The organism is Xanthobacter albus (genome assembly GCF_043194895.2).
In the GTDB taxonomy this organism is placed as follows: domain Bacteria; phylum Pseudomonadota; class Alphaproteobacteria; order Rhizobiales; family Xanthobacteraceae; genus Xanthobacter.
The window spans coordinates 4,472,161-4,498,544 of record NZ_CM195532.1; the positions used below are offsets into that span (position 1 = coordinate 4,472,161).

21 protein-coding genes are annotated in these 26,384 nt (G+C 69.1%); 15 read left to right on the forward strand and 6 right to left on the reverse strand.

The window, feature by feature from the left end:
* Positions 1-57 precede the first annotated feature (57 nt).
* From V5F75_RS19850 to V5F75_RS19865, 4 genes are read left to right on the forward strand one after another with little or no spacing between them, the layout of a single operon-like run.
* Complete coding sequence (locus tag V5F75_RS19850; RefSeq protein ID WP_509212120.1) at positions 58-2,631, forward strand: rhamnan synthesis F family protein; 2,574 nt, start codon at positions 58-60, stop codon at positions 2,629-2,631.
* A gap of 55 nt (positions 2,632-2,686) precedes the next feature.
* Complete coding sequence (locus V5F75_RS19855) at positions 2,687-3,652, forward strand: hypothetical protein (RefSeq protein ID WP_509212121.1); 966 nt, start codon at positions 2,687-2,689, stop codon at positions 3,650-3,652.
* Positions 3,653-4,477, forward strand: a complete 825-nt coding sequence (locus V5F75_RS19860; protein WP_394037626.1) for a DUF6270 domain-containing protein — start codon at positions 3,653-3,655, stop codon at positions 4,475-4,477.
* Complete coding sequence (locus V5F75_RS19865; RefSeq protein ID WP_394037624.1) at positions 4,462-5,844, forward strand: hypothetical protein; 1,383 nt, start codon at positions 4,462-4,464, stop codon at positions 5,842-5,844. The genes V5F75_RS19860 and V5F75_RS19865 overlap by 16 nt, the downstream gene beginning before the upstream one ends.
* On the opposite strand, the gene V5F75_RS19870 is transcribed toward V5F75_RS19865, so the two are convergent.
* The 4 genes from V5F75_RS19870 to V5F75_RS19885 all read right to left on the reverse strand — a co-directional run bounded on the left by V5F75_RS19870 (position 5,784) and on the right by V5F75_RS19885 (position 10,404).
* Complete coding sequence (locus V5F75_RS19870; RefSeq protein ID WP_394037622.1) at positions 5,784-6,575, reverse strand: sulfotransferase family protein; 792 nt, start codon at positions 6,573-6,575, stop codon at positions 5,784-5,786. The genes V5F75_RS19865 and V5F75_RS19870 overlap by 61 nt on opposite strands.
* Positions 6,572-7,549, reverse strand: coding sequence for a sulfotransferase family protein (locus V5F75_RS19875; protein ID WP_394037620.1), 978 nt, complete (start codon positions 7,547-7,549; stop codon positions 6,572-6,574). Before V5F75_RS19875 ends, V5F75_RS19870 begins: the two co-directional genes overlap by 4 nt.
* A 103-nt stretch (positions 7,550-7,652) precedes the next feature.
* Positions 7,653-8,735 carry a glycosyltransferase family 2 protein gene (locus V5F75_RS19880; RefSeq protein WP_394037618.1) on the reverse strand — a complete coding sequence of 361 codons (1,083 nt, stop codon included), beginning with the start codon at positions 8,733-8,735 and terminating at the stop codon, positions 7,653-7,655.
* Positions 8,736-9,183: 448 nt separating this feature from the next.
* Positions 9,184-10,404 carry an acyl-CoA dehydrogenase family protein gene (locus V5F75_RS19885; protein WP_394037616.1) on the reverse strand — a complete coding sequence of 407 codons (1,221 nt, stop codon included), beginning with the start codon at positions 10,402-10,404 and terminating at the stop codon, positions 9,184-9,186.
* Between the two features lie 471 nt (positions 10,405-10,875).
* On the opposite strand from V5F75_RS19885, the gene V5F75_RS19890 reads away from it, so the two are divergent.
* The 9 genes from V5F75_RS19890 (at position 10,876) to V5F75_RS19930 (ending at position 21,388) form a co-directional block, all read left to right on the forward strand.
* Positions 10,876-12,144: an SfnB family sulfur acquisition oxidoreductase gene (locus V5F75_RS19890; RefSeq protein WP_394037614.1), complete on the forward strand. Its 1,269-nt coding sequence runs from the start codon at positions 10,876-10,878 to the stop codon at positions 12,142-12,144.
* Positions 12,145-12,410: 266 nt separating this feature from the next.
* Positions 12,411-13,556: an FMNH2-dependent alkanesulfonate monooxygenase gene (gene ssuD, locus V5F75_RS19895; protein WP_509212122.1), complete on the forward strand. Its 1,146-nt coding sequence runs from the start codon at positions 12,411-12,413 to the stop codon at positions 13,554-13,556.
* Positions 13,557-13,564: 8 nt separating this feature from the next.
* A complete protein-coding gene (locus tag V5F75_RS19900; RefSeq protein ID WP_394034097.1) occupies positions 13,565-14,410 on the forward strand; it encodes an amidohydrolase family protein in 846 nt (281 codons plus the stop codon).
* A 233-nt stretch (positions 14,411-14,643) separates the two neighbouring features.
* Positions 14,644-16,104, forward strand: a complete 1,461-nt coding sequence (locus tag V5F75_RS19905; RefSeq protein WP_394034098.1) for an FAD/NAD(P)-binding protein — start codon at positions 14,644-14,646, stop codon at positions 16,102-16,104.
* A gap of 356 nt (positions 16,105-16,460) precedes the next feature.
* Positions 16,461-17,306, forward strand: coding sequence for an ABC transporter ATP-binding protein (locus tag V5F75_RS19910; RefSeq protein WP_394034099.1), 846 nt, complete (start codon positions 16,461-16,463; stop codon positions 17,304-17,306).
* Positions 17,306-18,202: a branched-chain amino acid ABC transporter permease gene (locus tag V5F75_RS19915; RefSeq protein ID WP_394034399.1), complete on the forward strand. Its 897-nt coding sequence runs from the start codon at positions 17,306-17,308 to the stop codon at positions 18,200-18,202. Before V5F75_RS19910 ends, V5F75_RS19915 begins: the two co-directional genes overlap by 1 nt.
* Before the next feature lie 3 nt (positions 18,203-18,205).
* Entirely contained in the window at positions 18,206-19,246 is a 1,041-nt protein-coding gene (locus tag V5F75_RS19920; protein ID WP_394034100.1) for a branched-chain amino acid ABC transporter permease, read from the forward strand.
* A 21-nt stretch (positions 19,247-19,267) separates the two neighbouring features.
* Positions 19,268-20,596, forward strand: a complete 1,329-nt coding sequence (locus V5F75_RS19925) for an ABC transporter substrate-binding protein (RefSeq protein ID WP_394034101.1) — start codon at positions 19,268-19,270, stop codon at positions 20,594-20,596.
* 33 nt (positions 20,597-20,629) lie between these two features.
* Positions 20,630-21,388, forward strand: coding sequence for an ABC transporter ATP-binding protein (locus V5F75_RS19930; RefSeq protein WP_394034102.1), 759 nt, complete (start codon positions 20,630-20,632; stop codon positions 21,386-21,388).
* 112 nt (positions 21,389-21,500) lie between these two features.
* Here the strand turns inward: V5F75_RS19930 and V5F75_RS19935 are convergent, their stop codons facing one another.
* Entirely contained in the window at positions 21,501-22,394 is an 894-nt protein-coding gene (locus tag V5F75_RS19935; protein ID WP_509212123.1) for a transporter, read from the reverse strand.
* A gap of 379 nt (positions 22,395-22,773) precedes the next feature.
* On the opposite strand from V5F75_RS19935, the gene V5F75_RS19940 reads away from it, so the two are divergent.
* Positions 22,774-22,923, forward strand: a complete 150-nt coding sequence (locus V5F75_RS19940; RefSeq protein ID WP_394034104.1) for a hypothetical protein — start codon at positions 22,774-22,776, stop codon at positions 22,921-22,923.
* Between the two features lie 97 nt (positions 22,924-23,020).
* Positions 23,021-24,433, forward strand: a complete 1,413-nt coding sequence (locus tag V5F75_RS19945; RefSeq protein ID WP_394034105.1) for an LLM class flavin-dependent oxidoreductase — start codon at positions 23,021-23,023, stop codon at positions 24,431-24,433.
* 196 nt (positions 24,434-24,629) lie between these two features.
* Here V5F75_RS19945 and V5F75_RS19950 read toward each other — a convergent pair whose 3' ends face one another.
* On the reverse strand, positions 24,630-26,288 hold the full coding sequence (locus V5F75_RS19950) for a methyl-accepting chemotaxis protein (RefSeq protein WP_394034106.1): 1,659 nt from the start codon (positions 26,286-26,288) through the stop codon (positions 24,630-24,632).
* Between the last annotated feature and the right edge of the window lie 96 nt (positions 26,289-26,384).

The following is a 26,384-nucleotide window of genomic DNA, read 5'->3' on the forward strand; positions in this document are numbered from 1 at the left end:
CGGAAGATGACGGCACCGGCCGCTGGTTCGACAGCACAGTTCCGAGTAAAACGGCTGATGAGTGATCAAGCAGACATCGGGGCGCCCCCGCCCGGCGCGGTGGGCGCGGACTGGCCCCACCCGCTGACGGACATCAGCGACAGGCCGTTTCGTCTTCGCCGACCGCCCAGGCGGAAGCGGCTGCTCCACCGCCTGCTGGCCCCGTTCGGGAGGGCCGCGCTGCGTCTCTCGCGGCTGGCGGACTCCTGCCGCACGGCATGGACCGATGCGCGCGAGCATCGGGGAGGCGCCAAGGCGCGGCTGCTGCGCATCTTCCACGGCGCCCGCACGGGCGGGACGCGCGCCGTCGCCCTTTACGCCCATTTTTCCCCCCATTCCGTCATCAGCGAGATGGTCGTGGCGCAGCTGCACGACTATGCGCGGCTGGGGTTCCGCATCGTCTTCATCTCCGCATCGCCGCGCTTCGACGAGGCGGACTTCACCCGCATCCGCGATATCGTCGAGCTGGCCATCCACCGCCGCAATTTTGGCCTCGACTTCGGCGGGTGGATCGACGCGCTGACGCTTTTCCCGGACATCACCGGGCAGCTGGACGAGCTGCTGCTCGTCAACGACTCCGTGCTCGGCCCGCTGCATGCGCTCGACCCTGCGCTGGCGCGCATGCGCGCGGCCGGCGAGGGCCTGTTCGGCATGACGGACAGCGTGCAGCATGCGCCCCATCTGCAATCCTATTTCCTGCTCGCGCGCGGTGAGGCGGCCATATCGGATGTCGTTTCCTTCCTCCGCGCCGGGCGCCTGAGCGTCAACAAGCGCCTCGTCGTGAAGCGTTTCGAGATCGCGCTGACGGAGCACATGCGCGACCAGGGCCACAGGGTCGCGGCGCTGTGGGGCTACGAGGAGCTGGAGAACGAGCTTCTGCAGTCGGAAGACGACGTGGCCGCCCTGTTCGCCGCGCTGCCGGGGCGGCACGGACCCGCGGCGGGTCCCGGCCAGCGCCTCAACCTGCGCCGGCAATTGCTCGATCTCCCGCTCAACCCCATCCATTATTTCGCGGGCATGCTGGTCCGGCGCTGCGCTTTTCCGTTCCTCAAGACGGAATTGGTGTTGAGCAATCCCCAGCGCATTCCCGAAGCCGTCAACTGGCGCGCGCTGGTTCCGCCCGAGTCCCCCGTCCCGCTCCAGGCGATCGAAGATCATCTTTCGGCCTATGAGCGCCCCGTGCGGCTCACTGCGCGCCCCCATGTGCCGGAACCTCCCGCGGCGGAAGAACAAGCCCCCGAGGAGACGCCGCCCTCGGCCCCGATGGCCGAGGAACCGGCATGGCGCCACACCCTGGCCTCGGCCTGGGCGCGCCGGACCGAGACCTCCGCCACCCACGACCGCCAATCGACGGTGGAGGCGGGCGACATTCTCGCGTGCATCTCCCGTTTCCCGCTGGTCATCAGCTTCAGCCACGATGACTACGCCGCCCACTGCGGCGGGGTGCAGAACGTCGTCCATGCGGAACAGCTCGGTTTCGCCGCGGAGGGGCTCGGCTATCTGCACCTCTCGCCGGTGGCGACCGCGAGCCGGCTGGCGGAACCTGACCCCTCGGCGTGCTTTTCGGCGCGTCTCGATGGAGCCGTCATCGGCACGGCTTCATTCGAGACGCTCCTCGAAGTCTGCCGCGAGCTCGGCCGGCAGAACGCGGTTCTCGCAAGCGTCGTGCATCACCTGTCGGGCCATGCGCCTGAACAGGTGCAGGCCCTCCACGTTGCCGCGAGGGCCCGGGAGCTGCTGTTCTGGCTGCACGATTTCGGCACCCTGTGCGAGAGCCCGGCGCTCCTGCGCAACGACCTCGCCTTCTGCGGCGGCCCCCCGGAGACCTCCTCCGCCTGCATGATCTGCGCGCACGGGGCCGGTCGGCAACGGCACCTGACACGGCTGCGTGCCTTCTTCGCGGCGGTATCCCCGGTCGTCCTTGCCCCGTCCAGGCTGGCGCTCGACTTCTGGAAGAGCCGCGCGGGGTTCGCGGTCGAGCTTTCCGCGGTGGCTCCGCCCCTCCTGCTGGTACCGCTGCCCGGTCCGGCCATCACGCGCCCGACGCGGAAGAGGCTGCGCGTCGCGCATTTGGGGGCGAGGACCTTCCACAAGGGCTGGCCGGTCTTCACCGAGCTTGCCGGCCGCTTCGCGGCGGACGGGCGCTTCGAATTCCTGCAGCTCGGCCTTGACGAGGGGCTTCCGCTGACGCCGCATATCCGGCACGTGCCGGTGCGGGTCGGCCCCGGCCGCCAAAGCGCGATGGCCGACGCCGTCGTCGTCGAGGAGATCGATATCGTCGTGAACTGGTCGTCCTGCTTCGAGACCTTCTCCTTCACGACGCATGAGGCGATCGCCGGCGGCGCCTTCGTGGTCACCCATCCGGAATCCGGCAACATCTGGCAGGCGATCCGCGAGAATGCGCCGCGGCAGGGGCTGCTCGCGCGCGACGAGCAGGACCTCCGGTCCCTCTTCGAGGGCGATCGCCTGCACGAGCTGCTCGCCGAAGCGCACCGGTCGCGCCATGTGCTGGCCGTGGGTGGCGCCGGCGCGGAGTGGCTTCTCGCGCGCGGGGCCGATGCGCGCAAACGGAGCCTGCGCGGGAATGGCTGACACCGGCGTCCACTGCTTCACCTCGGCTTCGCTCGCCTATGCCGATCGCGCGGCCGTGCTCGCCCGGAGCCTGCGCAGCCAGCATCCCGGCTGGACATCGTGGCTTTGCCTGGTCGATCAGCCTCCTGCGGGATTTTCCATGGAGGCGATCGAGGCGGCGTTCGATCACGTGGTCCAGGTAGAGGATCTGGATATTCCCGACGTTCGCGCCTGGCTGTTCGGCCACGACGTCGTGGAGGCCTGCACGGCGGTGAAGGGCGCCATGCTGCTCCACATGCTGGAGCGCGGCGCGGAACGCATCCTCTATCTCGACCCCGACATTGCCGTCTTCGCGCCGCTGACCGGGATCGCGGAACGGCTCACCCAATCCGATATCCTCCTCACGCCGCATCTCCTGGAACCGGAGACCTCCCCCGCCGCGGTACTGGACAATGAGATCGGCGCGCTGAAGCACGGCATCTACAATCTCGGCTTCGTCGGCGTATCGGCCGGCGCCGAGGGCCGGCGTTTCGCGCGGTGGTGGGCCGACCGCCTTCACGACCATTGCGTGGACGACATCGCCGGAGGGCTGTTCACCGACCAGCGCTGGTGCGATCACGTCCCCGTCTTCTTCCCCGGCACCCACATCATTCGCGACCCCGGCTGCAATGTCGCGAGCTGGAATGTCGGCCACCGGCCGCTGAGCATCGGGCGGGACGGCGTCATCCGCGCCGGTGGCGCGCCGCTCAGGTTCTTCCACTTCACCAAGTTCACCGGCGCCGGCCGCATCATGCTCGAACGCCACGCCCAGGCGGGCAGCGCCCTGGCCGAAGTGATGGCGTGGTACGCGGACGCCTTGGCCCGCAACGCGCCGGAGGGGTTGCCGGCCGGCTGGTGGGCATTCGGCATGGATGCGCAGGGTCAGCCGATCCCGCGTGAGCATCGCCGTCTCTGGCGGCGGGACGGCGGGCTGCGCGCCCGCATCCGCGACCCCTTCGCCATCACCGGCGCCGAATTCGCAGCCCTGGCCGGAGCGGGCTAGATGGCCGCCTCCGGCATCGCCCTCCTGGGAAGCTGCGTCACGAGGGACGTCTGGAGGCTTCTCGACCTCCAGCCCGGCAGCCCCGCATTCTTCCTCGGCCGGACCTCGCTGGCGAGCGTCTCGCGCCCCATGAACGGGAGCAGCGCGCTGGACGCCCTGGCCGCGCGGGTGCCGGGCACGGACACCTTCGCCCGACGGGTCGTCACGACGGAAATCCGCAAGAGCGCCTTCGCCGAGCTGGCGGCGCTGCGGCCGGATGTGCTGATGCTCGATTTCATCGATGAGCGCTTCGATCTCCTCGCCTGCGGCGACGTGCTGGTGAACGAAAGCCTCGAAATGCTGGAAAGCGGCCTGCTGGCGCAGGCGCCGCTCGCGCAGGCGCAACGCATCCCGCGGCTGTCCGAGGAAGCCTGGGCACGATGGCTTGCCGGCCTGCTCCGCCTGCGCCGGTTCCTCGACGGGGGGCAGCTCCCCTCGTGCCGTCTCGTGCTGCATGCCTGCTACTGGGCCGACACCATGCGGACCTCCTCGGGGAACGAACCTCTCCCCGATCGCTGCGAAATCCTGCATGGCAGGGTCGTATCGCGCGCCGCCCATAACGAGCTGCTCTGCCGCATGCATGCCGCCTTCGCCGCCCGGTTTCCGGAAGCGACGCTGATCGAGCCGCCCCCCGCCCTGCGGATCGTCGACGGAGCCCATCGGTGGGGGCCCGCGCCCTTCCACTTCATCCCGGAATATTACCGGGCCTTCGCGCGGGCGGCGGTGGAACAGGGCCTGATGCCGCGGCCGGCGAACGGCGCGGAGGCGACATGCTCCGCCTCCTGATCGCCCTGGCGTGGCTTGTGGCGCTGGCCCTCGATGCGCCGGGCCATCTCTCCACCGATTCCGTCATCCAGCTTCTCGAAGGGCGCACCGGCATCTATGCCGGCAGCAACCCGCCGCTCATGTCCGCTTTGCTGGGCGCCTTCGACCGCATCGTGCCGGGCACCGCGCTCTATGTCCTCTTCGTGTCCGCGCTTTTCTATGTGCCGCTGATGGTGCTGGCGGGCGGGGCCGGTCGCCGGAGCGCGATGAACTGGCTGTCGGGCGCGCTCCTCCTCGTCCTGCTGTCCACGCCGCTGCTGCTGATCTACCAGGGCACGGTCTGGAAGGACGTCCTGTTCGCCAACCTGTCCCTGAGCACCTTCACGTGCCTCGTTCTGGCGCAGCGCCATGGCGGACGGCGACGCGCCCGCCTCACTTGTCTCGCGCTGGCCGCCCTTCTCGCGGCGCTCGCGGCCGCGACCCGGCAGAACGGCGTGCTGATCGGCCTGGCCGGCGCGGCCTGCGTCGCCATCACCGCGCCGGGTCCCGCCACGCTGCGGGCCCGCTCCACCCGGATGGTCGCCTGGGCGGTGTGTGCCGCCCTCGCCTTCGTGGCCGCGCGATCCGCCGTGGAGGCCAGCGCGGCGCAGCCCATCGGCGACGGCATGGCCTGGGGCCTGAAGGTTCTTCACCGCTACGACATGGCGGGGATGATCGCGAACGGCGCGCCCCCGCTCCCCGCGTCGCCGGCGTCATCGCCGGAATCCCAGCGCATCGTCTCCGCCTTCCGGCACGGCTACGATCCCAGCCGCGTGGACACGCTGGTGAAGAACGTGGAGGTGATGAGCTATTTCCAGGACATGGAGCAGGTTCCTGGACTTTGGTGGCACACGGTGGAAGCAAATCCGCGTGCCTGGCTGGCCCACCGCGCGGCGGTCTTCCGATGGATGGTCGCGCCGCCCGACGTGCGGCTCTGCCTGCCGGTCTGGGTCGGCGTCGACGGTCCCGATGCCACCCTGTCCCAACTGGGGCTCAAACGGGAGGTGCGGCCGCAGGATGCCGCGCTGTACGCCTATTCGACATCGTGGTTCGGCACGCCGCTGTTCATGAACCTCACGTGGGCGCTTGTCGCGCTGGCGCTGGCCGGCGTGATCCGGTTCAGGACATCCCGCGCACCCGGAGACGTCGCCATCGTCGCGATGCTGGTGTCGGGCCTGCTGTTCGCGGCGAGCTTCGCGCTCATCGGCATCGCCTGCGACGTGCGCTACCTCTTCCTGCTTCCGGTGGTGTGCTGCGGGGCCCTGGCGCACCTGGCCAACGCCACGCCTCAGGACGATCCCGGCGGGACGGCGGGCCCCGCGCCGTCCGGCGCCAGCGTCGGCCAGTGACCGGCGTCGATGCCGGCGAGCGCCACCGCTTCCCGAGCGTCGTCCGCGAACAGCGCTTTCAGCACGGCCGCGTCGCTGGCGCTCATCCCCGCGCCCGGACATGGATTGGGCCTCTCGCGGATCTCCGGAACGGAGGGGAAGGGCGCGATGCCCGCGAAATCCGCGATCCGCGCCAGGGTTCCGGCCGCATCGCTCAGCAGCGCCCGCGATTCCAGGAAAAGCAGCTGCGCTTCCGGAAACAGCAGCAGGGCCCGGCGCACCTGCCCCAGGTAGAAGCCGCGCTCCACATAGGAACAGTCGCGCCATTCCGGCCCGAGCGGGGCATTGGCGAGACGCCGCCGGCCGATGGTGATCGCATCCGAAAAGGACACGCTTTCCGCCCCGCGGGCCGCCTCCATGGACCAGTGCGACCATGCCCGCGCGATCGGGTCGCGCAGGAGCAGGATGATCCGGGCCGCCGGGTTGTACCGCCGGATGCGCGCCAGGGCGGGCGGCCAGAAGCTCGTGATCGGCGTCGCCTCGAAGCGCAGCAGGCCTTCCCTCGGCGGAGGGTAGAAGGCGTGCAGGCGTTCATACGGCGGGGCGCTCCAGTCGATGCTCTCGTCGTCGAAGAAATGGGTTTCCTTCTCCGATGGGGCGGCAAGCGCGGGGTGCAGGCGCAGATAGGCGTCGAGGCTCGTCGTGCCCGCCTTCTGCACGCCCGCGACGAACAGGCCGACGCGCTCGCTCATCGGGCGAGATCCCGTTCCCGGCCGGTGTGCAGGCTGTCGAAGATCGCGGCAAGCGCCTGCCGGTCGCCCAGCGGATCGCTCGACCGCCAGAACGGGTTGGTGGCGGCGAGCCGCCTGTGCAGGAATTCGGCCTCGAACAATCTCGTCTCCCGGTGCGCGGCGGCAAGGACATCGGCGGCGGCGGCATCGATACGCGCGCGCTGCTCCCCCTCGTCCCCGCCGGTGAGTGCCGCCAATGCCGCATAGAGCTCGTCGAGCAAGGGGCCGAGCGTGGTGCCGAACACGTCGGTGGCGCTCAGGCTGCTGTGATGCCGCAGTTCCTCCTTCAGCGGCGAACGCTCGGGATCGGACGGGTTCCACGGTCCCGGCAGGCGCCTCACGCGCGCCGCCGTCGCGCGCCAGTCCGCCAGCATCTCCTCGTAGCAGACGGCGACCCTCGGCAGGTCGCGAGTGTCGCGCTCCGCGCTGATGACATGGCGCGCCCAGAGCACCCCGGCATAGGCGGCCGATATCTGGTCCCGCCTGGCGAGCGAGGCGGCAACCTCGGCGGGGGGCCGCAGGGCCAGCACCACCGAGCAGTCCATGCCCGATGCCGCCAGCACCTCGCGCGAGAGCGGGAAGAACCGGCACATGCGCGGGTCCTTGATGAGGGGCAGAGCGGCCGCGGCATAATCCGCCTCAAGCGCCCTCGCCATCGCCTCCGTCAAGGCGCGGGCCCTGTCATGGGGCACGGCGTTGACCGCGAACGGCCTCAGATCGAACCATGCGCTGCCGCCGGCGCTGAGCAGGTCGTCATGGATGGCGACCAGCGCCGCCGGCTCGAAATAGCCTTCGGGATTGTCCGGCGCCGGCGGGTTGAGGACCAGCGGCAGATCGGCGCCGAGGCCGGCGAGCAGCTGCGCCAGCACCGACGTCCCGCTGCGATGCATGCCGAGCACGATGCAGGCATGGCGCTTTCGCAAGAACCCCGACATATGTTCAGACCATCATTCCCAGCATCCGGCCCCGACCACTGACCTCAGGGCATGGTGGCACAGGGCGGCGCCATGTCCATACACGCCGCCGCGTGGCGGAACATCAAGGTTCCAGCGCTTCCGCCCTCGCCCGGGTGTCTCCCGTCCCCGCGCCCGCGCCGGGCGTGAGCGGCGGGACGCCGCGGCCGGCGGAACCGGAGCGGTTGCGGGCGGAGAGGCGCAGCCGCGGATACAGCGCCGTGCGCGGCACGGCCTGGATATCGTAGTTCAGCGCGGCGAGGAGCAGCTGAAAGCCGACGATGACCGGCAGGGCCGCCACCATCACCGTGCCGGCCGAGGCGGGGCTGCGCAGCCCCCAGTTTGCAAGGCCGAAGACGATGCCGAACAGGAGAAGGCCGAAGCCCAGCACCAGCTCCACCGAGGCCGCGCTGAAGCCCCGGATGAAATAGTTGTAGAGGATGCGCTTGCCGAGATTGCGCAGGTGCCCGGCGGCGAAGGGCAGGATCTCGCGGTGCGGCACGAGCCCGCTGATCTCCTCGCCATAGCGCGCGACCATGGGCACATCGACCACCTTGGCGTTCAGGATGGACAACCGGAACAGGAGGTCGGATTCGAAGAAATAGCGCCTGGCGATCTTCTCGGTCGGCAGCAGTTCCACCAGGCTGGCATGGATGGCCACGTATCCGTTGGTGGGGTCCATGGTCTGCCAGTAGCCGGTCGAGAGTTTCGAGAGAAAGGACAGGCCCGCATTGCCGATCAGCCGGACGATCGGCATGCGCGCGACGCTCTCGGGCTCGAAGAAGCGGTTGCCCTTGGCATAGTCGGCCTCGCCCGCGGCGATCATGCCGACGAAACCGGGGATCAGCGCCGGGTCCATCTGCCCGTCGCCGTCGATCTTCACGATGATGTCCGCGCCGCCGGCCACCGCCGCGCGCATGCCGGTCAACGTCGCCCCGCCGACCCCCATGTTCTCGTCGTGGAAGAGGACATTCACGCGCGGGTCCGCGGCGTGCTCGGCGATGAAAACGCCCGATCCCTCCGGGCATGCATCGTCCACCGCATAGATGAGATCGACCTCCGGTCCGATCCGCGCGATGGCCGGCAGGACGCTCGCCCGCACCCGATGGCACGGAATGACCACGGCGACCCGCATGTCCGCCAGCGCGTCAGCATACGGATGCTTCATCGGGTGCCTTGTGATGCCGGAGGTCCAATCGGCCTGAGGTCGGGAAACGCCAGTGCTTCAACCGGCACCGGCTTTCGGCAGACCCTATGCGGCCAGACGGGCGACGGCAAGGTGCCGGCATCGAGCCCGAACAACCGGCGGATTCCGGCGCTGCGCCGCGCGGGTCGATATGCACCAGAGGACAACGGGCCATCGCGCCGAACGGCGCCCCTCGACCCGCCCCCTGGGAGACCACGGGGGCCGTCGTCCCGGCACTTCGATCGGGCCACGCAGAGGGCGGCCAAGCCGCCTCCGCGCAATCCCGTCCAGGACGGAACCAGCCCTCCCGAAGGCCCTCCGTCCTGCCGGTGGGCCCTCGGATGCGGGATAACGACAAGGACAGCGCGGGCCGCGCCGTCCTTGTCTCGCCCAGCGGATCGCAAATCGAACCGGGCGACCGGCTCCAAGCCTAGCCGGCGATCGCTCCGATCTGCCAGACATACACCGGCTCGGTACCGTTCACCGCATTGTCGCCCAGGATGCGCTCCTTGTAGATCAAAGGGTTGTGGCTCGAAGCGGTGCGCACGTTCCGCCAGTGGCGGTCGAAGGCGAGCTTCTCGTCGGTGGCCGAGGCGCTCAGGGCATTGAAGACATCGCTCGTGGCCCGCAGCGCCAGCTCGGCGGCGCCGACCTGCGCGGCGGCGGAAGCGAGCTCGGCCTCGATGTTCGCCTGATCGTCCGCGGCCTTGTCGCCGGCCTGGGAGGTTTCATAGGCCCGCTGCGCCGCCCGCGCGGCCTCGAGGGTCGCGGCACGGGCGGTGAAGGCGAAGGCGCGCGCGCGGCCCACCACCTGCAGCACCTGGGGATCATGCCGAGGCGGCGTGCCCGCCCCGTGGGAGAAGCCGCGCGTGCGCTTGGCCACCAGGGCCGAGACCTCGCGCACCGCCGCGAGGGCCGCGCCGGCGAGGACGGAATTCAGTACCAGCTGGTAGAAGGCGGTCTGGTAGCGGAAGCGGGCCTCGAACGGCACCAGCCCCTCCGGTTCCACGGCGGCGGCCTTGTAGATGGTGGTGCCGGTGCCGGTCAGCCTCTGGCCGAAGCCGCTCCAGTCGTCGCGCCGCTCCACGCCGGGCTGCGCCGCGCGCACGATGGCGATCACCGGGGCGCCGGTGTCGGCGCGGGTGGCGTAGGTGTCGATCCAGTCCGCGAAGATGGTGCCGGTGGAATAGTATTTCTCGCCCTCGACACGGAAGCCCGCGCCGTCCGGAACCACCTTGGTGATGGTGTCGCCGAGCTTGACCGCGCCGATCTCGGTCCAGCCGTTGCCGGCAATCTCACCGGCGCCGAAGCGCTTCAGCCAGGGCTCGCCCTCCCGACGCGGCGCGACCAGGCGATCCTCCACCAGGGCGAAATGCCCGCGCAGCGCCTGGGCGACATTGGTGTCGGCCTCGGCGAGGTCGATCAGGAGGTCGAACAGCTGCGGCAGGGAGACGCCGAGGCCGCCGTATTCCACCGGCACGCGCAGCGCGGTGAAGCCGGCCTCCTTCAGCCACCCGATCTCCTCGAACGGCAGGATGCGCTCGCGCTCGCGCCGGACCGCCCCTTCCGCGATGCGCGCGAACAGCGGACGGAAACGCGCCTTCAGCGCCCCGGTGTCGGGGAACGTGCCCCGGTACTCATGCACAGTCACGGCAAGGCTCCTTCCTGCGCCCGAACCGGCATCCGGGCGGCAATGACCTTCATTTCTGGAACTGCCTCGACCGCATTGAGCCGGCGGAACCCCAGTGCTGCAAAGTGTAATCGGAAGCCACGGATGGAAGCGAGAGCTCACTATTCCATATTTCAACCACCGCGGAGCATATCACCGCCATGGCGTGAACGTTTTTCAGAATATTTTTTCAATTATGCGACGTCGCACCCAGACAATAAAATTTAATCACGGCCTTCCATCCGGCCGCAGAGCGAACGGAGAATAATGTTGTTGCAGGACAACACATAATAAGAAGCGCATTCCACTTGTGCGAGGCGTTGTTTCTCGCAACGCTGCAACGGCATCGCATTGCGCGGCGCTGACGACCCCGCGGAAGACGGCATGCGCATGGCGCGGATGGCGCGTGTCTTCCGGATGCGGATGAGACATCAAGCCCGAAAAGGAACGAGCATGGGTTCCCTCACCGATACCGAAATCGATTACACGCAGCATCCCCGCGTGAATTCGGCGGACCCCGTGCCGCCGCGTCCGCGCCCCTCGACGCCGCCGCACCTGCTGAAGGACGATGCCGACGCCATCGCCGCCGCCACCGCGCTGGCGGCCCGGCTTGCGGAAGGCGCGGCGCTGCGTGACCGCGAGGGGCTGCTGCCGCTGGCGGAACTCGACCTCTACTCGCAGAGCGGCATCTGGTCTCTCCTCATTCCGAAGCGGTTCGGCGGTCCCGGCCTGTCCCATGCGACCCTCGCCAAGGTCATCGCCATCGTCGCCTCCGGCGATCCGGCGGTGGCGCAGATCGCGCAGAACCACATCGCCATCGCCGCGCTGGTGGATCTCGATGCCACCGAGGAGGAGAAGGCGCGCGTGTTCGGCTGGTCGCTCGCCGGCCTGCGCTTCGGCAACGCCTTCTCGGAGTTCGGCGGCAAGGACGTGACCGACTTCAAGACCCGCGTGCGCTTCGAGGGCGCCGAGGCGGTGGTCGATGGCGAGAAATTCTACACCACCGGCGCCCTCCTGGCCCATATCGTGCCCATCGTCGCGGTGGGCGACGACGGCGTCTATCTGGTGTTCGCCGACCGCGAGACCCCCGGCCTGAGCGTCACCAACAACTGGTCGAGCTTCGGCCAGCGCACCACCGCGTCGGGCTCCGTGCGCATCGAGAACGTCCGCGTGCCGCGCGAGCGGGCGGTGAAGCTGCGCGACACGGCGGAGCATCCCTCGGTCCAGGGCCCCGTCTCGCAGATCATCCAGGCCGCCATCGACGCCGGGATCGCGCGGGCCGCCATCGACGACACCATCCGCTTCGTGAAGACCCAGACCCGCCCGTGGATCGACAGCGGCAAGGAGACGGCGGGCGAGGACCCCTACACCATCGCCGCCATCGGCGACCTCAAGCTGCGCCTGCATGCGGCGGAAGCCCTGCTGGAGAGCGCCGGGCGGGCCATCGACAAGGGCTACCTCGACCCCTCCCTGGAAAATGTGACGGAGGCCACCATCCGCACGGCGGAAGCCAAGGTGCTGACCACGCAGATCGCCATCGACGCCACCAACAAGCTGTTCGAGCTGGCGGGCACCCGCTCCACGCTCGCCCAGTTCGGGCTCGACCGGCACTGGCGCAACGCGCGGGTGCACACGCTGCACGACCCGGTGCGCTGGAAGTTCTTCCACGTCGGCAACTGGTACCTGAACGGCGTGCATCCGCCGCGCCATCCCTGGAACTGATCCCCGCCGGGCGGCCAAGCATTGCGGGGGGCGCGGGTGCCGCAAGCATCCGCGCCCCCTTCGGCATGGGCGCGGTCGCGCCGGGCGGGACATGATCGACGCGGAGAAAACCGTTCTCCGCGGGCGGGGCCTGGGAGGGGTGCGTTCTCCAGCCGGGGGGGTTCTTTGGAATAGCCGCGGCGGCGGGTGCCGCCTATCACAGGAGGTGACGCCGCGCGTCCGGGAACGGACGGCGCAGGCCCGGCCGTTCTGACAGGATCGATGCGATGGCGACCCTTCCCTCCCCGGAAGTCTTCTGGTTCCTCCCCACCTCGGGCGATACCCGCTACCTCGGCACCTCCGATTTCGGGCGCGAGCCCACCAACGCCTACCTGCGCGAGATCGCCGTCACCGCCGAGCGCCTCGGCTACGACGGCCTCCTCATCCCCACCGGATCGAGCTGCCAGGACCCCTGGGTCACCGCCTCCAGCCTCATCCCCCTCACCAGCCGCATCAAGCTGCTGGTGGCGCTGCGCACCTCCATCATGGGCCCCACCGCCTGCGCCCGCCAGGCCGCCACCCTCGACCAGGCCCTCGACGGGCGCCTGCTGCTGAACGTGGTGCCCGGCGGCGACGCCGCCGAGCTCGCCGCCGACGGCATCTTCCTCGACCACGACGCCCGCTACGAGGCCGCCGACGAGTTCCTCACCGTCTGGCGGCAGATCCTCGCCACCGGCGAGGCCTTCAGCTTCAGCGGCCGCCACCTCACGGTGGAGAACGCCCGCAACTATTATCCCCCGGTCCAGCGGCCCTATCCCCCGCTCTATTTCGGCGGCTCCTCCCCCGCCGCCCACGAGCTGGCCGCAAAGCACGTGGATGCCTACCTGACCTGGGGCGAGCCGCCCGCCGCCGTGGCCGAGAAGATCGCCGACGTGCGCGCCCGCGCCGCCCGCCACGGCCGCACCGTGCGCTTCGGCGTGCGCCTCCACGTCATCGCCCGCGAGACCGAGGCCGAGGCCTGGGCCGAGGCGGAGCGGCTGATCTCCCGCCTCAGCGACGCCGACATCGCCGCCGCCCAGGCCAATTTCGCCAAGATGGATTCCGAGGGCCAGAAGCGCATGGCGGCCCTGCACGGCGGCCGCCGCGACCAATTGGAGGTGGCGCCGAACCTGTGGGCGGGCGTCGGCCTCGTGCGCGGCGGGGCCGGCACCGCGCTGGTGGGCGCCCCCGAGCAGATCGCCGCGCGGCTGCGCGAATACCAGGCGCTGGGCGTCGACACCTTCGTGCTGTCGGGCTACCCGCACCTCGAGGAATCCATCCGCTTCGCCGAGCTGGTGTTCCCCCTCCTCGGCAAGGCCGCCGTCACCAAGCAGGGCACCCAGACCGGCGGCGCATTCGACATCCGAGCCCTCCGCCAAACCGCAGCAAGCTGAGCACGATCATGCAAATCATCGATATGCGCTGCCGCCCGGCCTACCTGCACGACTTCTTCGGCAGGACCCCGGGCACCGCGGAATTCGAGACCGCCCGCTGGCTCAACCGGCGCGTGGGCACGCGGGGCGCCGACACCCACTTCACCCGCTCAGCGACCCCCGAGGGCTTCCTCGACGAGGTGCGTGACGCCGGCCTCGCGACGGCGGTGGTGGTGGGCCGCCACACGCCGGGGCAGCACCTGCCGAACGACACGATCCACCAGATCGTTTCCGCCTCCCCGCTACTGGAGGGGATCGGCGCGGTCGATCCCGTGCTCCAGGGCGAGCGGGGCGCCCTCGACGAGGCCGAGCGCGCGATCAAGGTGCTGGGGCTCCGGGGCATCGATCTGGAACCCGGCTTCGGCGATCCCGCCCGACATGCGGACGACCCGGTGTATTTCCCGCTCTACGAGCTGCTTTCCGGCCTCGGCGCGCCGCTATTCCTGATGAGCGGGCCGACCACGCCCGATCCGCGCTTCAACGATCCGGCGGCGGTGGGCAACGTGGCGCGGCTGTTCCCGCGCCTGAAGATCGCCGTCTACCACGGCTCCTGGCCCAACGTGCAGCAGGTCGTCGGCGTCGCCTTCCGGCACGAGAACGTGTTCCTCATTCCGGACATGTACCTGTTCCAGCCGGGCACGCAGACCTACGTGGACGCCGTAAACGGCTTCCTCGCAGACCAGTTCCTGTTCGGCTCCTCCTACCCCTTCCGCCCCATCGCCCAGACCATCGACGACTTCCGCAACATCGGCTTCCGCGAGGAGCTTCTCCCGCGGCTCTTCCACGACAACGCCGCCCGGCTTCTTGGCCTCTAAGGCCACTTTGGCTCCAGTTTATCCAGAAGGCGCATTCTGCTGACGCGAACCGGCATCCGCCTCGCGTGAGGATGCGCCAGCCAAACCGGGCGCGGCGGAGCGATCTTTCTCCGCGCCCCGGCGTTCTCCCACAGGCCGAGGCCGGCCGTTCCGGCCTCCCAGGCTCACGCATCTTCCTTGCGCGAAGCGGCGATCCGCTCGCGCGAGAATGTTCCCAGCGCAGGGGCAGGCATATGAATTCCTCCGAGCGGACAAAAGCTCCAACGGCCCCCGCGCAGCCTGCGGGCGGCGAGCGGCCCGCCGTCGCCATCATCGGCGGTGGCCTTTCCGGCGCGGTCGTGGCGTGGCATCTGGCCCGCCGCACCCAGGCCGAGGACATCCGCATCATCGTCATCGAGCCGCGGGAGGAGCTCGGGCGCGGGCTCGCCTATTCGACCCCCGATCCGGACCACCGCTTGAACGTGCCGGCGCGGAAGATGACCATCGACACCGCCGACCCGCTGCATTTCCAGCGCTGGCTGCAATCCCCCGAGGGACCGGGCCCGCTGCCCGGCGCCACGCAGCCCGCCGATGGCGATGCCTTCGTGCCGCGCGAGGTGTTCGGCCGCTATGTGGCCGACCATCTTCGCCCCTGGCTCGCCAGCGGCCGCATCGCGCATGTGCGGGCACGCGCCACCGGCGTGCGGGCGGAACCGCACGGCTACCGCATCACCCTCGACGACGGCGGGGAGATCGCCGCCGGCCGGGTGGTGCTGGCCGTCGCCCACCCGGCGCCCGCCATTCCCGGCCCGCTGTCGCCGTTGCGGGACGATCCGCGGCTGGTGGCAGACGCCTATGGGCCGGATGCGCTCGCCGCCATCGCCCCGACCGACCGCGTGCTGATCCTCGGCTCGGGGCTGACCGGCGCCGATGTGGTGGCGACCCTGCACCAGCGCGGGCATTCGGGGCGGGTCTTCATGCTGTCCCGGCACGGGCGCCGCTCGCAGCCCCATGGCCCGGCGCAGTCGCCCACCTCCGCCGACTTCACCCGCCGGCCGGAGGAACGGGCCCTCGGCCTCCTGCGTCGGGTGCGGAGGGGCCTCGACCAGGATGCCCGGTCCGGCCTCACATGGCATGCCCTGTTCGACCGGCTGCGCGAGCAGGGCCCCCGCGTGTGGGCCGCCCTGCCCTGGCCCGAGCGGCGGCGCGTGGTGCGCCACCTGCGGGGGCTCTGGGACATCCACCGCTTCCGCATCGCGCCGCAGACCCACGATATCCTGCAGGCGGAAATCGCGACCGGGCGGCTTGAGCCGCTGGCGGGCCGGCTCGCGGCCGCGCACCCCCGTCCCGATGCCGTCACCCTCGACATCGCGCTGCGCGGCGGCGGCGCCCGGCGCCTGGAGGTGGAGCGCGTGGTGGTGGCCACCGGGCCGGCCCACGGATCGGTCATCGCGGCCAATCCGGTGCTGGCGGATCTCGCCCGGCAGGGGCTGCTCCAGGCCGATCCGCTGTGGCTCGGGCTCTGGACATCCCCGGAGGGCCGGCTGCTCGATCGCCACGGCGTGGAGCAGCCGAACCTTCTCGTCGCCGGGCCTCTCGCGCGCGGAGCGGTCGGAGAGCTGATGGGCGTGCCCGAGGTGACCGCCTGGGCCGAGGCCATCGCCGCGCGCCTCGCGACAGCGATCACGCGCGCTCCCGGCGCTCTTTCGGCCTGAGGCAGCATCTTCCCGCCGGACCACGACCGGCGCGCTGCCCCGCTGCGAGGCCCGCTGTCGCCGGCTCCTTCCGTCAGGCGCCGCGGACGGGCATGTGCCGGGCGGTCGCCCCGGGGATTTTTCTTCTCCCACGCGCACGGGATTTGGAATGGAAGCGGCGCGTTACTTTATGCAATAAAATAGATAGAAAATATCGATTTAAGAGCCCGTAATGCCTTCCCCGATCTCCCCGGCCGCGCCCCGCCCACAGGCGGCATTCGCCCCTCTCTCACCGGCGCCGCAGCGCGCCCTCGGACGGCGCGAATTCCGGCGGGCGTGACGACGCGCGAACGACCCGGCGCAATCTGGAGATCATCATGTCGAACACCATCGCGCGCCCGGCGGCGCGCGCGCCGGGGGCCACCGCCACGCCTGCCGGGCCGGCGACACCGTCGGCTCCCGCCCTCGCCCTGGACGGCATCAGCCTGAGCTTCGGCGGCATCCATGCGCTGCGCGATGTGTCGTTCGAGGTGGCGCCGGGAGAGATCCGGGCCATCATCGGCCCCAACGGAGCAGGCAAATCCTCGCTCGTGAACGTCATCAGCGGCCTCTATCGCGCCGATGCCGGCATCGTCCGCATCGCGGGGGAGGCCTTCTCGCGGGTGCCGCCGCAGCGGCTGGCGCGGCTCGGCGTGGCGCGCACGTTCCAGAACCTTGCCCTTTTCAGTGGACTCACAGTGGCGGAGAACATCGCCTCCGGGCTCGCCTTCCGCCGTCGCTCGGGGCTGGCGGCGCAGGTGCTGGGGCTTGCGCCCGCGCGTCGCGAGCGGAGCGCCGAGGACCAGCGGGTCGCCGCCATCGCCGCGGTCCTCGGGCTCACCCCGGTGCTGGAGCGCCTCGTCTCCACCCTGCCCTACGGCCTGCAGAAGCAGGTGGACCTTGCCCGAGCGCTGGTGGCCGACCCCCGGCTCGTGATGCTCGACGAGCCCATGGCCGGCCTCACCGTGACGGAGAAGCAGGAGATGGCCGGGCACATCCGCGCGGCGCGCGACCGGCTCGGCCTCGCCGTCATCCTCATCGAGCACGACATCGGCGTGGTCATGGGCCTCTCGGACCGGATCGCGGTGCTCGACCATGGGGTGCGGATCGCCGACGGCACGCCGGCGGAGGTGCGCCGCGACCCCGAGGTCATCCGGGCCTATCTCGGCGCGGAGGCCGCATGATGGACGGGAGCGACCTGCTGTTCGCCGTCGAGGTCGCGGTCGGCGGCCTGCTGTCCGGGGTGATGTACGCGCTGGTCGCGATCGGCTTCGTGCTCATCTACAAGACCTCGGGCGTGCTGAACTTCGCCCAGGGCGCCATGGTGCTGTTCGCGGCGCTCACCTTCGTCAGCCTGGTGGAGCGGCAGGTGCCGTTCTGGGCCGCCATGGCGGCGACATTGGCCGTCATGGCCGCCCTCGGCTTCGCCATCGAGCGCACGGTGCTGCGGCCATTGAGCAACCGCTCGCCCATGACCCTCTTCATGGCCACGCTGGGCCTCAGCTACGTCATCGAGGGCGTGGCGCAGCTGGTGTGGGGCACCCAGGTGCACCGGCTCGACCTCGGCATCTCGAACGCGCCGTTCGAGGTGGGCGGCATCTTCATCTCCACCTTCGATCTCGTGGCCGCCGCCATCGCCGCCGCCATGGTGGCGGTCCTCACCGCCTTCTTCAGCTTCACCCGCACCGGGCTCTCGTTCCGCGCGGTGGCCGACGACACATTCGCCGCCATCGCCATCGGGCTCCGGCTGGGCCGCATCCAGGGCACGGTGTGGACGGCGGCGGGCTTCGTCGCGCTGGTGGCCGGGCTTTTGTGGGGCGCGCGCCTGGGGGTGCAGTTCTCGCTCTCGCTGGTGGTGCTGAAGGCGCTGCCGGTGCTGGTGCTGGGCGGCTTCGATTCCGTCCTCGGGGCGATCGTGGCAGGCCTGCTGATCGGCGCCTCGGAGAAGCTCGCCGAGGTCTATCTCGGCCCCTTCGTGGGCGGCGGCATCGAGAGCTGGTTCGCCTATGCGGTGGCGCTGGTGGTGCTGCTGGTGCGGCCGTCGGGCCTGTTCGGCCGCCGGCTCGCGGAGAGGTACTGATCCATGTCGCTCATCGCCGACCTTCCGGCCGCGCGCCCACGCCCCGCCGCGCCCACCCTCGCCCTGCTGGGCCTGCTGGCGCTGGCCTTCGTGGCGGTTCCTCTCGCCGCCACGCCCTATGTGATCGAGGCGATCCTGCTGCCGTTCCTGGCCCTCTCCCTGGCGGGGCTCGGGCTCAACCTGCTCACGGGCTACGGCGGGCAGCTCTCGCTCGGCTCGGCGGCCTTCATGGCGGTGGGCGCGTTCGCGGCCTACAATTTCCAGCTCCGGCTGGCGCTGCCGCTGCTCCCGTCGATGGTGCTGGCGGCCCTCACGGCGGCTGCCATCGGGGTGGTGTTCGGCCTGCCCAGCCTGCGCCTGCGCGGCTTCTACCTCGCGGTCTCGACCCTCGCCGCGCAATTCTTCGTGCAATGGGCGCTCACCAAGTTCAGCTGGTTCTCCAACGACAGCGCCTCCGGCGTCGTGGCGGCGCCGCGGCTGAGCCTCCTGGGGATCGATCTCGACAGTCCGCAGGGGCGCTACCTGTTCGCGCTGACGGTGGTGGCGGCCATCACCGTCCTGGTCCACCGCATCGTCCGCAGCCGCGAGGGCGTGAACCTCATCGCGGTGCGCGACGACGAGACGGCGGCGAAGGTGATCGGCGTGCCGGTGCTGCGCACCAAGCTTGCCGCCTTCGCCATCTCCTCCGCCATCATCGGCGTCGCCGGGGTGATCTGGGCCTATGCCTACCTGCGCACGGTGGAGCCGGCGGGCTTCAATCTCGACCGCTCGTTCCAGGTGCTGTTCATCATCATCATCGGAGGGCTCACCACCATCCGCGGGGCCTTCCTGGGCGCGGCGCTGATCGTGGTGTTCCCCCTGCTGCTCGCCCGCGCCGCGTCGTTCGCCTTCGAGGGGCTCATCGATGCCGGCGTCATCAAGCTGGTCGAGCGCGTGGTGCTCGGCGTCGTCATAATCCTCTTCCTCATCGCGGAGCCGAACGGCCTCTCGGCCATCCTGGGGCGCGCCACGGCGCGGGTCCGGGGGTGGCTCGGGCGCGGCTGACCATCGTCAAAGGAGATCCCCATGTCCTTCCTCAAACGCATCGCGCCCGCGCTTCTCGCGGCCACGCTGCTGGGCGGCCTGCCGGCGCACGCCGACGAGCAGTATTTCCCCCTGCAGAGCTTCCGCGTCGGCCCCTATGCGGCGCCCGGCTCGGGCTTCTTCGGCGGCTTCATCGACTACATGAACCTCATCAACGTCCGCGACGGCGGGGTGAACGGAGTGAAGCTCACCTGGTCCGAGGGCGAGACCGAATATGAGGTGGAGAAGGGCGTGGAGGTCTACCAGCGCCTGAAGTCGAACCCCGGCGTCGCAGCCTGGAACCCGCTGTCGGTGGGCATCGCCTATGCGATGCTGGACGGCATCACCAAGGACAGGACGCCCCTCGTCACCATCGACCACGGCCGCACCGACACCACCGACGGGCGCGTGTTTCCCTATGCCTTTCCGCTGCTGATGAACCCCTATTCGGAAAGCTCGGGCATCATCAACTTCATCGCCTCCAAGGAAGGCGGGCCGGACGGGCTGAAGGGCAAGAAGATCGTGGTGCTCTACCATGGCTCACCCTACGGCAAGGAGACGATCCCCATCTATGAGCTGCTGGCGCAGAAGTATGGCTTCAAGCTGCAGCAGATCGAGGTGCCGCACCCCGGCAACGAGCAGCAGGCGCAGTGGCTGCAGATCCGCCGCGAGCGGCCGGACTACGTGGTGCTGCGCGGCTGGGGCGTGATGAACCCGGTGGCGCTCACCACCGCCCAGCGCAACGGCTTTCCCGCCAGCAGGATCATCGGCAACGTCTGGTCCAACTCCGAGGAAGACGTGCAGCCCGCGGGCGAGGCGGCGGTGGGCTACACCGCCCTCACCACCCAGGCTTCGGGCCACGACTATCCGGTGCTGAAGGAGATCACCGCGCGCCTCTACGACAAGGGCCTCGGCAACCTTTCGGACCGCGGGCGCATCGGCACGGTTTATCACAACCTCGGCGTGGTCAACGGCATCCTGAACGTGGAGGCGGTGCGCATCGCCCAGGAGAAGTTCGGCCACCGCGCCCTCACCGGGGACGAGGTGCGCTGGGGCTTCGAGCACCTGCGGCTGACCCCCGAGCGGGTGAAGCAGCTCGGCGCCGAGAACCTGTTCCACTCCATCAACGTCACCTGGGACAACCACGAGGGCGAAGGCTACGTGACCTTCCAGCAGTGGGACGGCAAGAAGTGGAACGTGGTCTCGGACTGGATCGCGCCCGACTGGACCCTCCTGCGGCCGATCATCGAGAAGTCTTCCGAGGCCTATGCCAAGGAAAAGGGAGTCAAGATCCGCACCGAGGCCGATGTGGACATCGTCAACGCGAAGTGACGGATCGCGGGCGCCACGCCTGATCGGGAGGACATGATGACGGCCCTTTTGGCATTCGAGGACGTTGCCGTCGCCTATGACGGCGCCATCGTCGCGCTGCACGGGGTCTGCCTGGAGGTCCGCGCCGGCGCGTTCGCCGCGCTGCTGGGCGCGAACGGCGCCGGCAAGACCACCCTGCTCAAGGCGGTGTCGAACCTGCTGCCGGCCGAAGGCGGGCGCATCGTCTCCGGCCGCATCCTGTTCGAGGGCCGCGACGTGACCACACACAGCCCGGCGGAGCATATCCGCCGGGGACTGGTGCCGGTGCTGGAAGGCCGGCGCTGCTTCAAAACATTGAGCGTGGAGGAAAATCTCGTCGCCGGGGCGGTCGGCCGCGGGTTCGGCCGGCGCGAGGTGGCCCGTGGCCTGGAGCTGGTCTACGATTTGTTTCCGCGCCTCAAGGCGCGGCGGCGCATCGCCGCCGGCCTCACCTCCGGCGGCGAACAGCAGATGGCCGCCATCGGCCGCGGGCTGATGGCCGCACCGCGCCTGTTCGTGCTGGACGAACCCTCCATGGGCCTCGCCCCGCTGGTGGTGGCCGAGATCTTCGCCGCGCTGAGCCGGCTGAACCGGGAGATGGGCACCACCCTGCTGGTGGCCGAGCAGAACTCGTCCATCGCCCTCAAGCACGCCCACCATGCGACCGTCATCGAGAACGGCCGCAGCACCCTCTCCGGGCCAGCCGCGGAGCTGGCGGCGCGGGACGACATCCGCGACCGCTACATGGGCGGCGCGGCCACCGCCGTCGCCTGAAGGTCACGCCCACGGGCGTCCGGCTCCGCCACCCACCGAAGACAGCGGAAAGCTCCGTGACCTCGCCCGCTGCTGGCGAGAAGGTCACGGAGCGATCTGCGACGGGAATGGCTCAGAACACCTGCAGCAGACGCAGCGTGCCGCGGAAGTCTTCCGGGAAGCCGCCCGAGGTGTTGAAATCACGCTGCACCAGCCCCAGCACCTGGAAGGTCGGGGTGATGAACTTCGAAAGCTCGAACCGCAGCTGGTCGCGCTGCGTGGCGTTGCCGGTGGGGATGCCGGAAAGATACTCCGTGCCGCCCCAGAATCCGGAATAGCCCACCGCCGCCGACCACGTCGGCGCGAAGGCGTAGGAGAGCCACGCCTGGAACTGATAGGTGTTGTCCTGGGTCAGGGTCTGGTATCCGCCGCCTGCCTCGTCGTTGGAGCCGTACCAGATGACATCGCCCGCGATCTGCAGCGCGATTCCGTTGCCGAACCCCTGGTACCAGGCGCCCTGCAGGTCCAGCTTCCAGCGGTTCTCGCCCATGTTCAGCGCCTGGCTGGAATCATACTGGCCAAGCGGCGCGTAAAGATACGGCGCGACCGCGACATAGCTTTCGCTCTCCTTGTTGTTGATGAGCCACAGCACGCCCGAGAAGATCGGATCGGCAAACCCCGCGGCGGAATCAAGGTTCGTGCCCGAGACACGCCCGTTGTAGAGCGTGCCCACCGGCACCAGGGTCTGCGCCGCGACCCGGAAGCCGGCGACGTCGAAATAGTGCACGTAGCGCAGGATATCCACGTAGGAATCGAGGCTGGTATTCTGGGAAATGGTGGTCCCGGACGTATTCACGAACTCACTGCGGGTCGCGTACTGGCTGTAGAAGAGCAGGAGATTGGCCCCTGCGGGCGCCGGCACGTAATCGGCCGAGTTGATGTCGATGGCGAAGGCGCCGTCCGCGCCGACCGGCAACACGAGAGCCGCGCCGAGAAGCGCCGCGGCGCGCAGCCGGCGCCCCGCCACCTGCCATGCTTCGCTGCCGCGGGAGGAACGCGCATCGGCCTCTGGAACGGTCGGCTCACGCGAGCCGGAGGGGCGCGCACTCCGAAATTCAAGGTCATTCACGGCAGGACTCCTTCGCGCGCCGGGATGGGTCGCCAGGCAGCGGTCGAGCTTGGTTTTTGGAAAGGCCCGGCGAGCTGCAGCCGGGAAGGACCCACGCCGCGAATGTAATGAAAACGGCACGCACGCCGCGAGAGTTCAGTATTTCAAATTTCCAATGCGGTATGAAAAGTTATTTTCATACCTTCGCATTTTCGAAAAATATTTCGACTCAAGCGCAAATGGAAAAAACAGAGAACGGCTCAGCACAGCCCCACGCTCGTTTCAGCCCGATTCATACATGGCGGCCGTCGACCAGGGGAAAGAAAGCGCGCCGCAGCGAACTTCACAAATAATAAATGTGAAAAATAATATTCCATTACGCGCTGTAAAAAGAAAAATGCGCTCCACTGCCCCGCAAACGACGCCTCCTCTAAAAATCATGGCTTGAACCCGTCCGTCGGCGCGTTGAAACCACATCGTCCTGTCACGCCGGGAATGGGAATACGCCGCGGACACGCTGTCGCGCTTTCTGACCGGAGCCATTCATGGCCAAGACCATCCGTTTCAATGCCTTCGAGATGAATTGCGTGGGGCACCAGTCCCCCGGCCTGTGGCGTCACCCTCGCGACCGTTCCTGGGATTACAACACCCTCGATTATTGGACCGACCTGGCGCAATTGCTCGAAACCGGCTTCTTCGAGGCCATCTTCATCGCCGATGTCGTCGGATATTACGACGTCTACAAGGGCAACCTCGACAACGCCCTGCTGCAGGGCGTGCAGATTCCGGTGAACGATCCGCTTCAGCTCGCCAATCCCATCGCCCAGGCGACCAAGCATATCGGCATCGGCGTCACCGCCTCCACCAGCTTCGAGCATCCCTATACTTTCGCGCGGCGGCTTTCCACGGCCGACCACCACACCCGTGGCCGGGTCGGCTGGAACATCGTGACCTCGTATCTGGAAAGCGGTGCGAAGAATATCGGCCAGGGCGGCCTGCGCCGGCATGACAACCGCTACGATGTCGCGCAGGAATATGTCGAGGTGCTCTACAAGCTCCTGGAAGGAAGCTGGGAGGACGGCGCCGTGCTGCGGGATCGCGAACGCGGCATCTTCGCCGATCCGGCGAAAATCCACGAGATCGGGCACAAGGGCAAGTATTTCGAAGTGCCCGGATATCACCTGTGCGAGCCCTCCCCGCAGCGCACGCCGGTGCTGTTCCAGGCCGGAGCCTCGGGCGCGGGCAAGCAGTTCGCCGCGGGCCACGCCGAATGCGTGTTCATCTCCACCCCGCTCAAGTCCGCGACGGCGGCCTACGTGCGAGAAATCCGCGAGCGCGCCGCCGCTCACGGCCGCGACCCTAAGAAGATCCTGATCTACGCCATGGCCACGATCATCGTGGACGAGACCGACGCCAAGGCGCGCGCCAAGTATGAGGAGTATGTGCGCCACGCCTCCTACGACGGTGCGCTGGTGCTGATGTCCGGCTGGACCGGCATTGACTTCGGCCGCTACGCCCCCACCGACACGGTGCGGAAGGTCGAGACCAACGCCATCATCTCCACCGTCGAGCACCTCGCGGAAGGCGAGAAGGTGTGGACCATCGAGGAACTGGCGAAATGGGGCGGCATCGGCGGCATGGGGCCGCTGTTCGTGGGCTCGGCGGCGACGGTCGCCGACCTCCTCCAGCAATGGGTGGAGGAGACGGATATCGATGGCTTCAACCTCGCCTATGCCGTCGCGCACGAGACCTTCGCCGACGTGATCGGCCATGTGGTGCCGGAGCTGCAGAAACGCGGCGTCTACCCCACCGCCTATCGCGAGGGCACACTGCGCGAGAAGCTGTTCGGGGAGGGCCCATACCTGCCCCAGACCCACCCGGCCGCGCGCTATCGCGACATCGAGCGGGTGAAGCGCGAGGAGGCGGCGCAGAGCCTGCCGCGCGCCGCAGGCGGCTGAAACCCTCGTTCCGGGGCGGTTTCCCGAGGCGCCGAAGGCCGCGTCACAGTCGCGGCTTCGGCGTCTCCACTTCGCAGGTGGCCCAAGGGCCGGCTGCCTCAAGCAGGCTCTGCGCGCCTGCCGGAGCGAGAAACGCGAGCCGAACCGGGGCGCTGGCCTGGATGGCCGCCCGCCCGCCGCCGGCGCGCGCCACGCCTCATGCCGCGCGGATGGAGAGGATGAAGTCCTGGAGCTCCGTCTCCAGGCGCGCACCGCCGGTGGCGAGGTTCTCCGCGGCGGCGAACACCTCCTGGGAGGCGCTGCCCGCTTCGTTGGCCGCCACGTTGACGTTCGCCACGTCCAGCACCACCTGCGAAGTGCCGACGGCCGCGTGCTCGATGTTGCGGGCGATCTCCGCCACGGCCGCATCCTGCTCCTCCACCGCGGCGGCGATGGCCCCGGAGGTTTCCGCCACCTTGCCGATGGTCTCGCGGATGTCCCGCACGGCAGCCACGGCGCCCGAGGTCGCCTCCTGGATGCTGGAAATCTGGGCGGAGATGTTGCCCGTGGCGTGCGACGTCTGCGCCGCTAGCTGCTTCACCTCCTCCGCCACCACCGCGAACCCCCGCCCGGCCTCGCCCGCGCGGGCGGATTCGATGGTGGCGTTCAGCGCCAGCAGGTGGGTCTTCTTGGCGATGTCGTCGATCATCTGCGTGATGGTGCCGATCTGCGTCGCCGTGGCGGTCAGCTCGGCGATCAGGTGATCGGTCTGCTCGGCCTTGCTCACCGCTTCCCCGGCGATCTCGCTGGAGGCCTGCACCTGCCGGCTGATCTCGCGGATGGAGGAGGAAAGCTCGGTGGTCGCCGCCGCCACCGCATGGGCGTTGGCGGAGGCGCTCTCGGAGGTCTTGGCGACCATCTCGGAGGTCTCGCGCGTGGTCGCGACCGTGCGGGAGAGCGTGGCCGCGGTGCCCTCCAGCGAGGTTGCGGAGGTGGAAAAGTCCTTGACGATGCCGCCCACCGCCGCCTCGAAGCGGTTGGCGATCTGCTCCATCTCCTCGTGCCGGCGGGCTTCCGCCTGCGCCTTCTCGTCGGCCTGCTCGCGCTCCAGCTCGATGCGCCGGATCTCGTGCTCGCGGAACACCATGACCGCGCGCGTCATCTCGCCGATCTCGTCGCCGCGCTCAAGCTTGGGCAGCGATACGTTCATGTCCCCGGCCCGCATGCGGCCCATGATCTCGCACAGGACGAGGAGCGGACGGATCTGCCTGCGCAGAATGAAGAAAAGCACGGCGCCCACCGCCAGGGCCGCCAGGGTCGCCTGGATGGTGATGGTCCGGACGAGCGTGTCGGCGATCGCCATGAACTCGCTCTGCTTCAGGCCGACATAGACGATGCCGATCACCTTTCCGGACGCGTCGCGCAGCGGATCGTAGGCGGTGAAATAGGGCTGGCCCAGGATCTCCGCCTCGCCACGATAGCCGCGCCCGTCCTTCAGCACCGCATCATGGGCGGGGCCGGGCTTCAGCGTGGTGCCGACGGCGCGGGAGCCGTCCGCCGCCTTGATGTTGGTGGCGATGCGGGTGTCGCCCAGGAAAATGGTGGCGGTGCCGCCGACCAGCTCCCGAAGATGATCGACGAGGTTCGTGTCGTCGTTCAGGATCGTCTTGCCCGCCATGAGCTTGCCGTCCTCGACCCGAAGCTCGCCCAGGTTGCCCAGAAGCTCGCGGGCGACGCGGATATTCGAATCCTGGCGAGCCTGCGCCTGCTGCCGCATTTCCTGGGAGACATCGCGAGACACCACCAGCAGCACGGTGGCGAAGACGATCAGGATCCCGCAGAAAACCAGAGCCGAAATCTTCGTGGGAAGCGACATTCTACCGCAAATGGAAACCGACCTCGACACAGTGCGTTGCCTCTGCTTTTTCTCGATATGCTCGCATACAGAAAGCACGAGACGGCTACACAGTCT

Excerpts from the sequence above, each read along its gene's own strand:
- V5F75_RS19925 (WP_394034101.1), top strand. The coding sequence starts at position 19,268 with ATGTCCTTCCTCAAACGCATCGCGCCCGCGCTTCTCGCGGCCACGCTG.
- V5F75_RS19920 (WP_394034100.1), top strand. The coding sequence starts at position 18,206 with ATGTCGCTCATCGCCGACCTTCCGGCCGCGCGCCCACGCCCCGCCGCG.
- V5F75_RS19875 (WP_394037620.1), bottom strand. The coding sequence starts at position 7,549 with ATGTCGGGGTTCTTGCGAAAGCGCCATGCCTGCATCGTGCTCGGCATG.
- V5F75_RS19850 (WP_509212120.1), top strand. The coding sequence starts at position 58 with ATGAGTGATCAAGCAGACATCGGGGCGCCCCCGCCCGGCGCGGTGGGC.
- V5F75_RS19940 (WP_394034104.1), top strand. The coding sequence starts at position 22,774 with ATGGCGGCCGTCGACCAGGGGAAAGAAAGCGCGCCGCAGCGAACTTCA.
- V5F75_RS19910 (WP_394034099.1), top strand. The coding sequence starts at position 16,461 with ATGTCGAACACCATCGCGCGCCCGGCGGCGCGCGCGCCGGGGGCCACC.
- V5F75_RS19945 (WP_394034105.1), top strand. The coding sequence starts at position 23,021 with ATGGCCAAGACCATCCGTTTCAATGCCTTCGAGATGAATTGCGTGGGG.
- V5F75_RS19915 (WP_394034399.1), top strand. The coding sequence starts at position 17,306 with ATGGACGGGAGCGACCTGCTGTTCGCCGTCGAGGTCGCGGTCGGCGGC.
- ssuD (WP_509212122.1), top strand. The coding sequence starts at position 12,411 with ATGGCGACCCTTCCCTCCCCGGAAGTCTTCTGGTTCCTCCCCACCTCG.
- V5F75_RS19860 (WP_394037626.1), top strand. The coding sequence starts at position 3,653 with ATGGCCGCCTCCGGCATCGCCCTCCTGGGAAGCTGCGTCACGAGGGAC.
- V5F75_RS19900 (WP_394034097.1), top strand. The coding sequence starts at position 13,565 with ATGCAAATCATCGATATGCGCTGCCGCCCGGCCTACCTGCACGACTTC.
- V5F75_RS19950 (WP_394034106.1), bottom strand. The coding sequence starts at position 26,288 with ATGTCGCTTCCCACGAAGATTTCGGCTCTGGTTTTCTGCGGGATCCTG.
- V5F75_RS19870 (WP_394037622.1), bottom strand. The coding sequence starts at position 6,575 with ATGAGCGAGCGCGTCGGCCTGTTCGTCGCGGGCGTGCAGAAGGCGGGC.
- V5F75_RS19905 (WP_394034098.1), top strand. The coding sequence starts at position 14,644 with ATGAATTCCTCCGAGCGGACAAAAGCTCCAACGGCCCCCGCGCAGCCT.
- V5F75_RS19880 (WP_394037618.1), bottom strand. The coding sequence starts at position 8,735 with ATGAAGCATCCGTATGCTGACGCGCTGGCGGACATGCGGGTCGCCGTG.
- V5F75_RS19930 (WP_394034102.1), top strand. The coding sequence starts at position 20,630 with ATGATGACGGCCCTTTTGGCATTCGAGGACGTTGCCGTCGCCTATGAC.
- V5F75_RS19865 (WP_394037624.1), top strand. The coding sequence starts at position 4,462 with ATGCTCCGCCTCCTGATCGCCCTGGCGTGGCTTGTGGCGCTGGCCCTC.
- V5F75_RS19890 (WP_394037614.1), top strand. The coding sequence starts at position 10,876 with ATGGGTTCCCTCACCGATACCGAAATCGATTACACGCAGCATCCCCGC.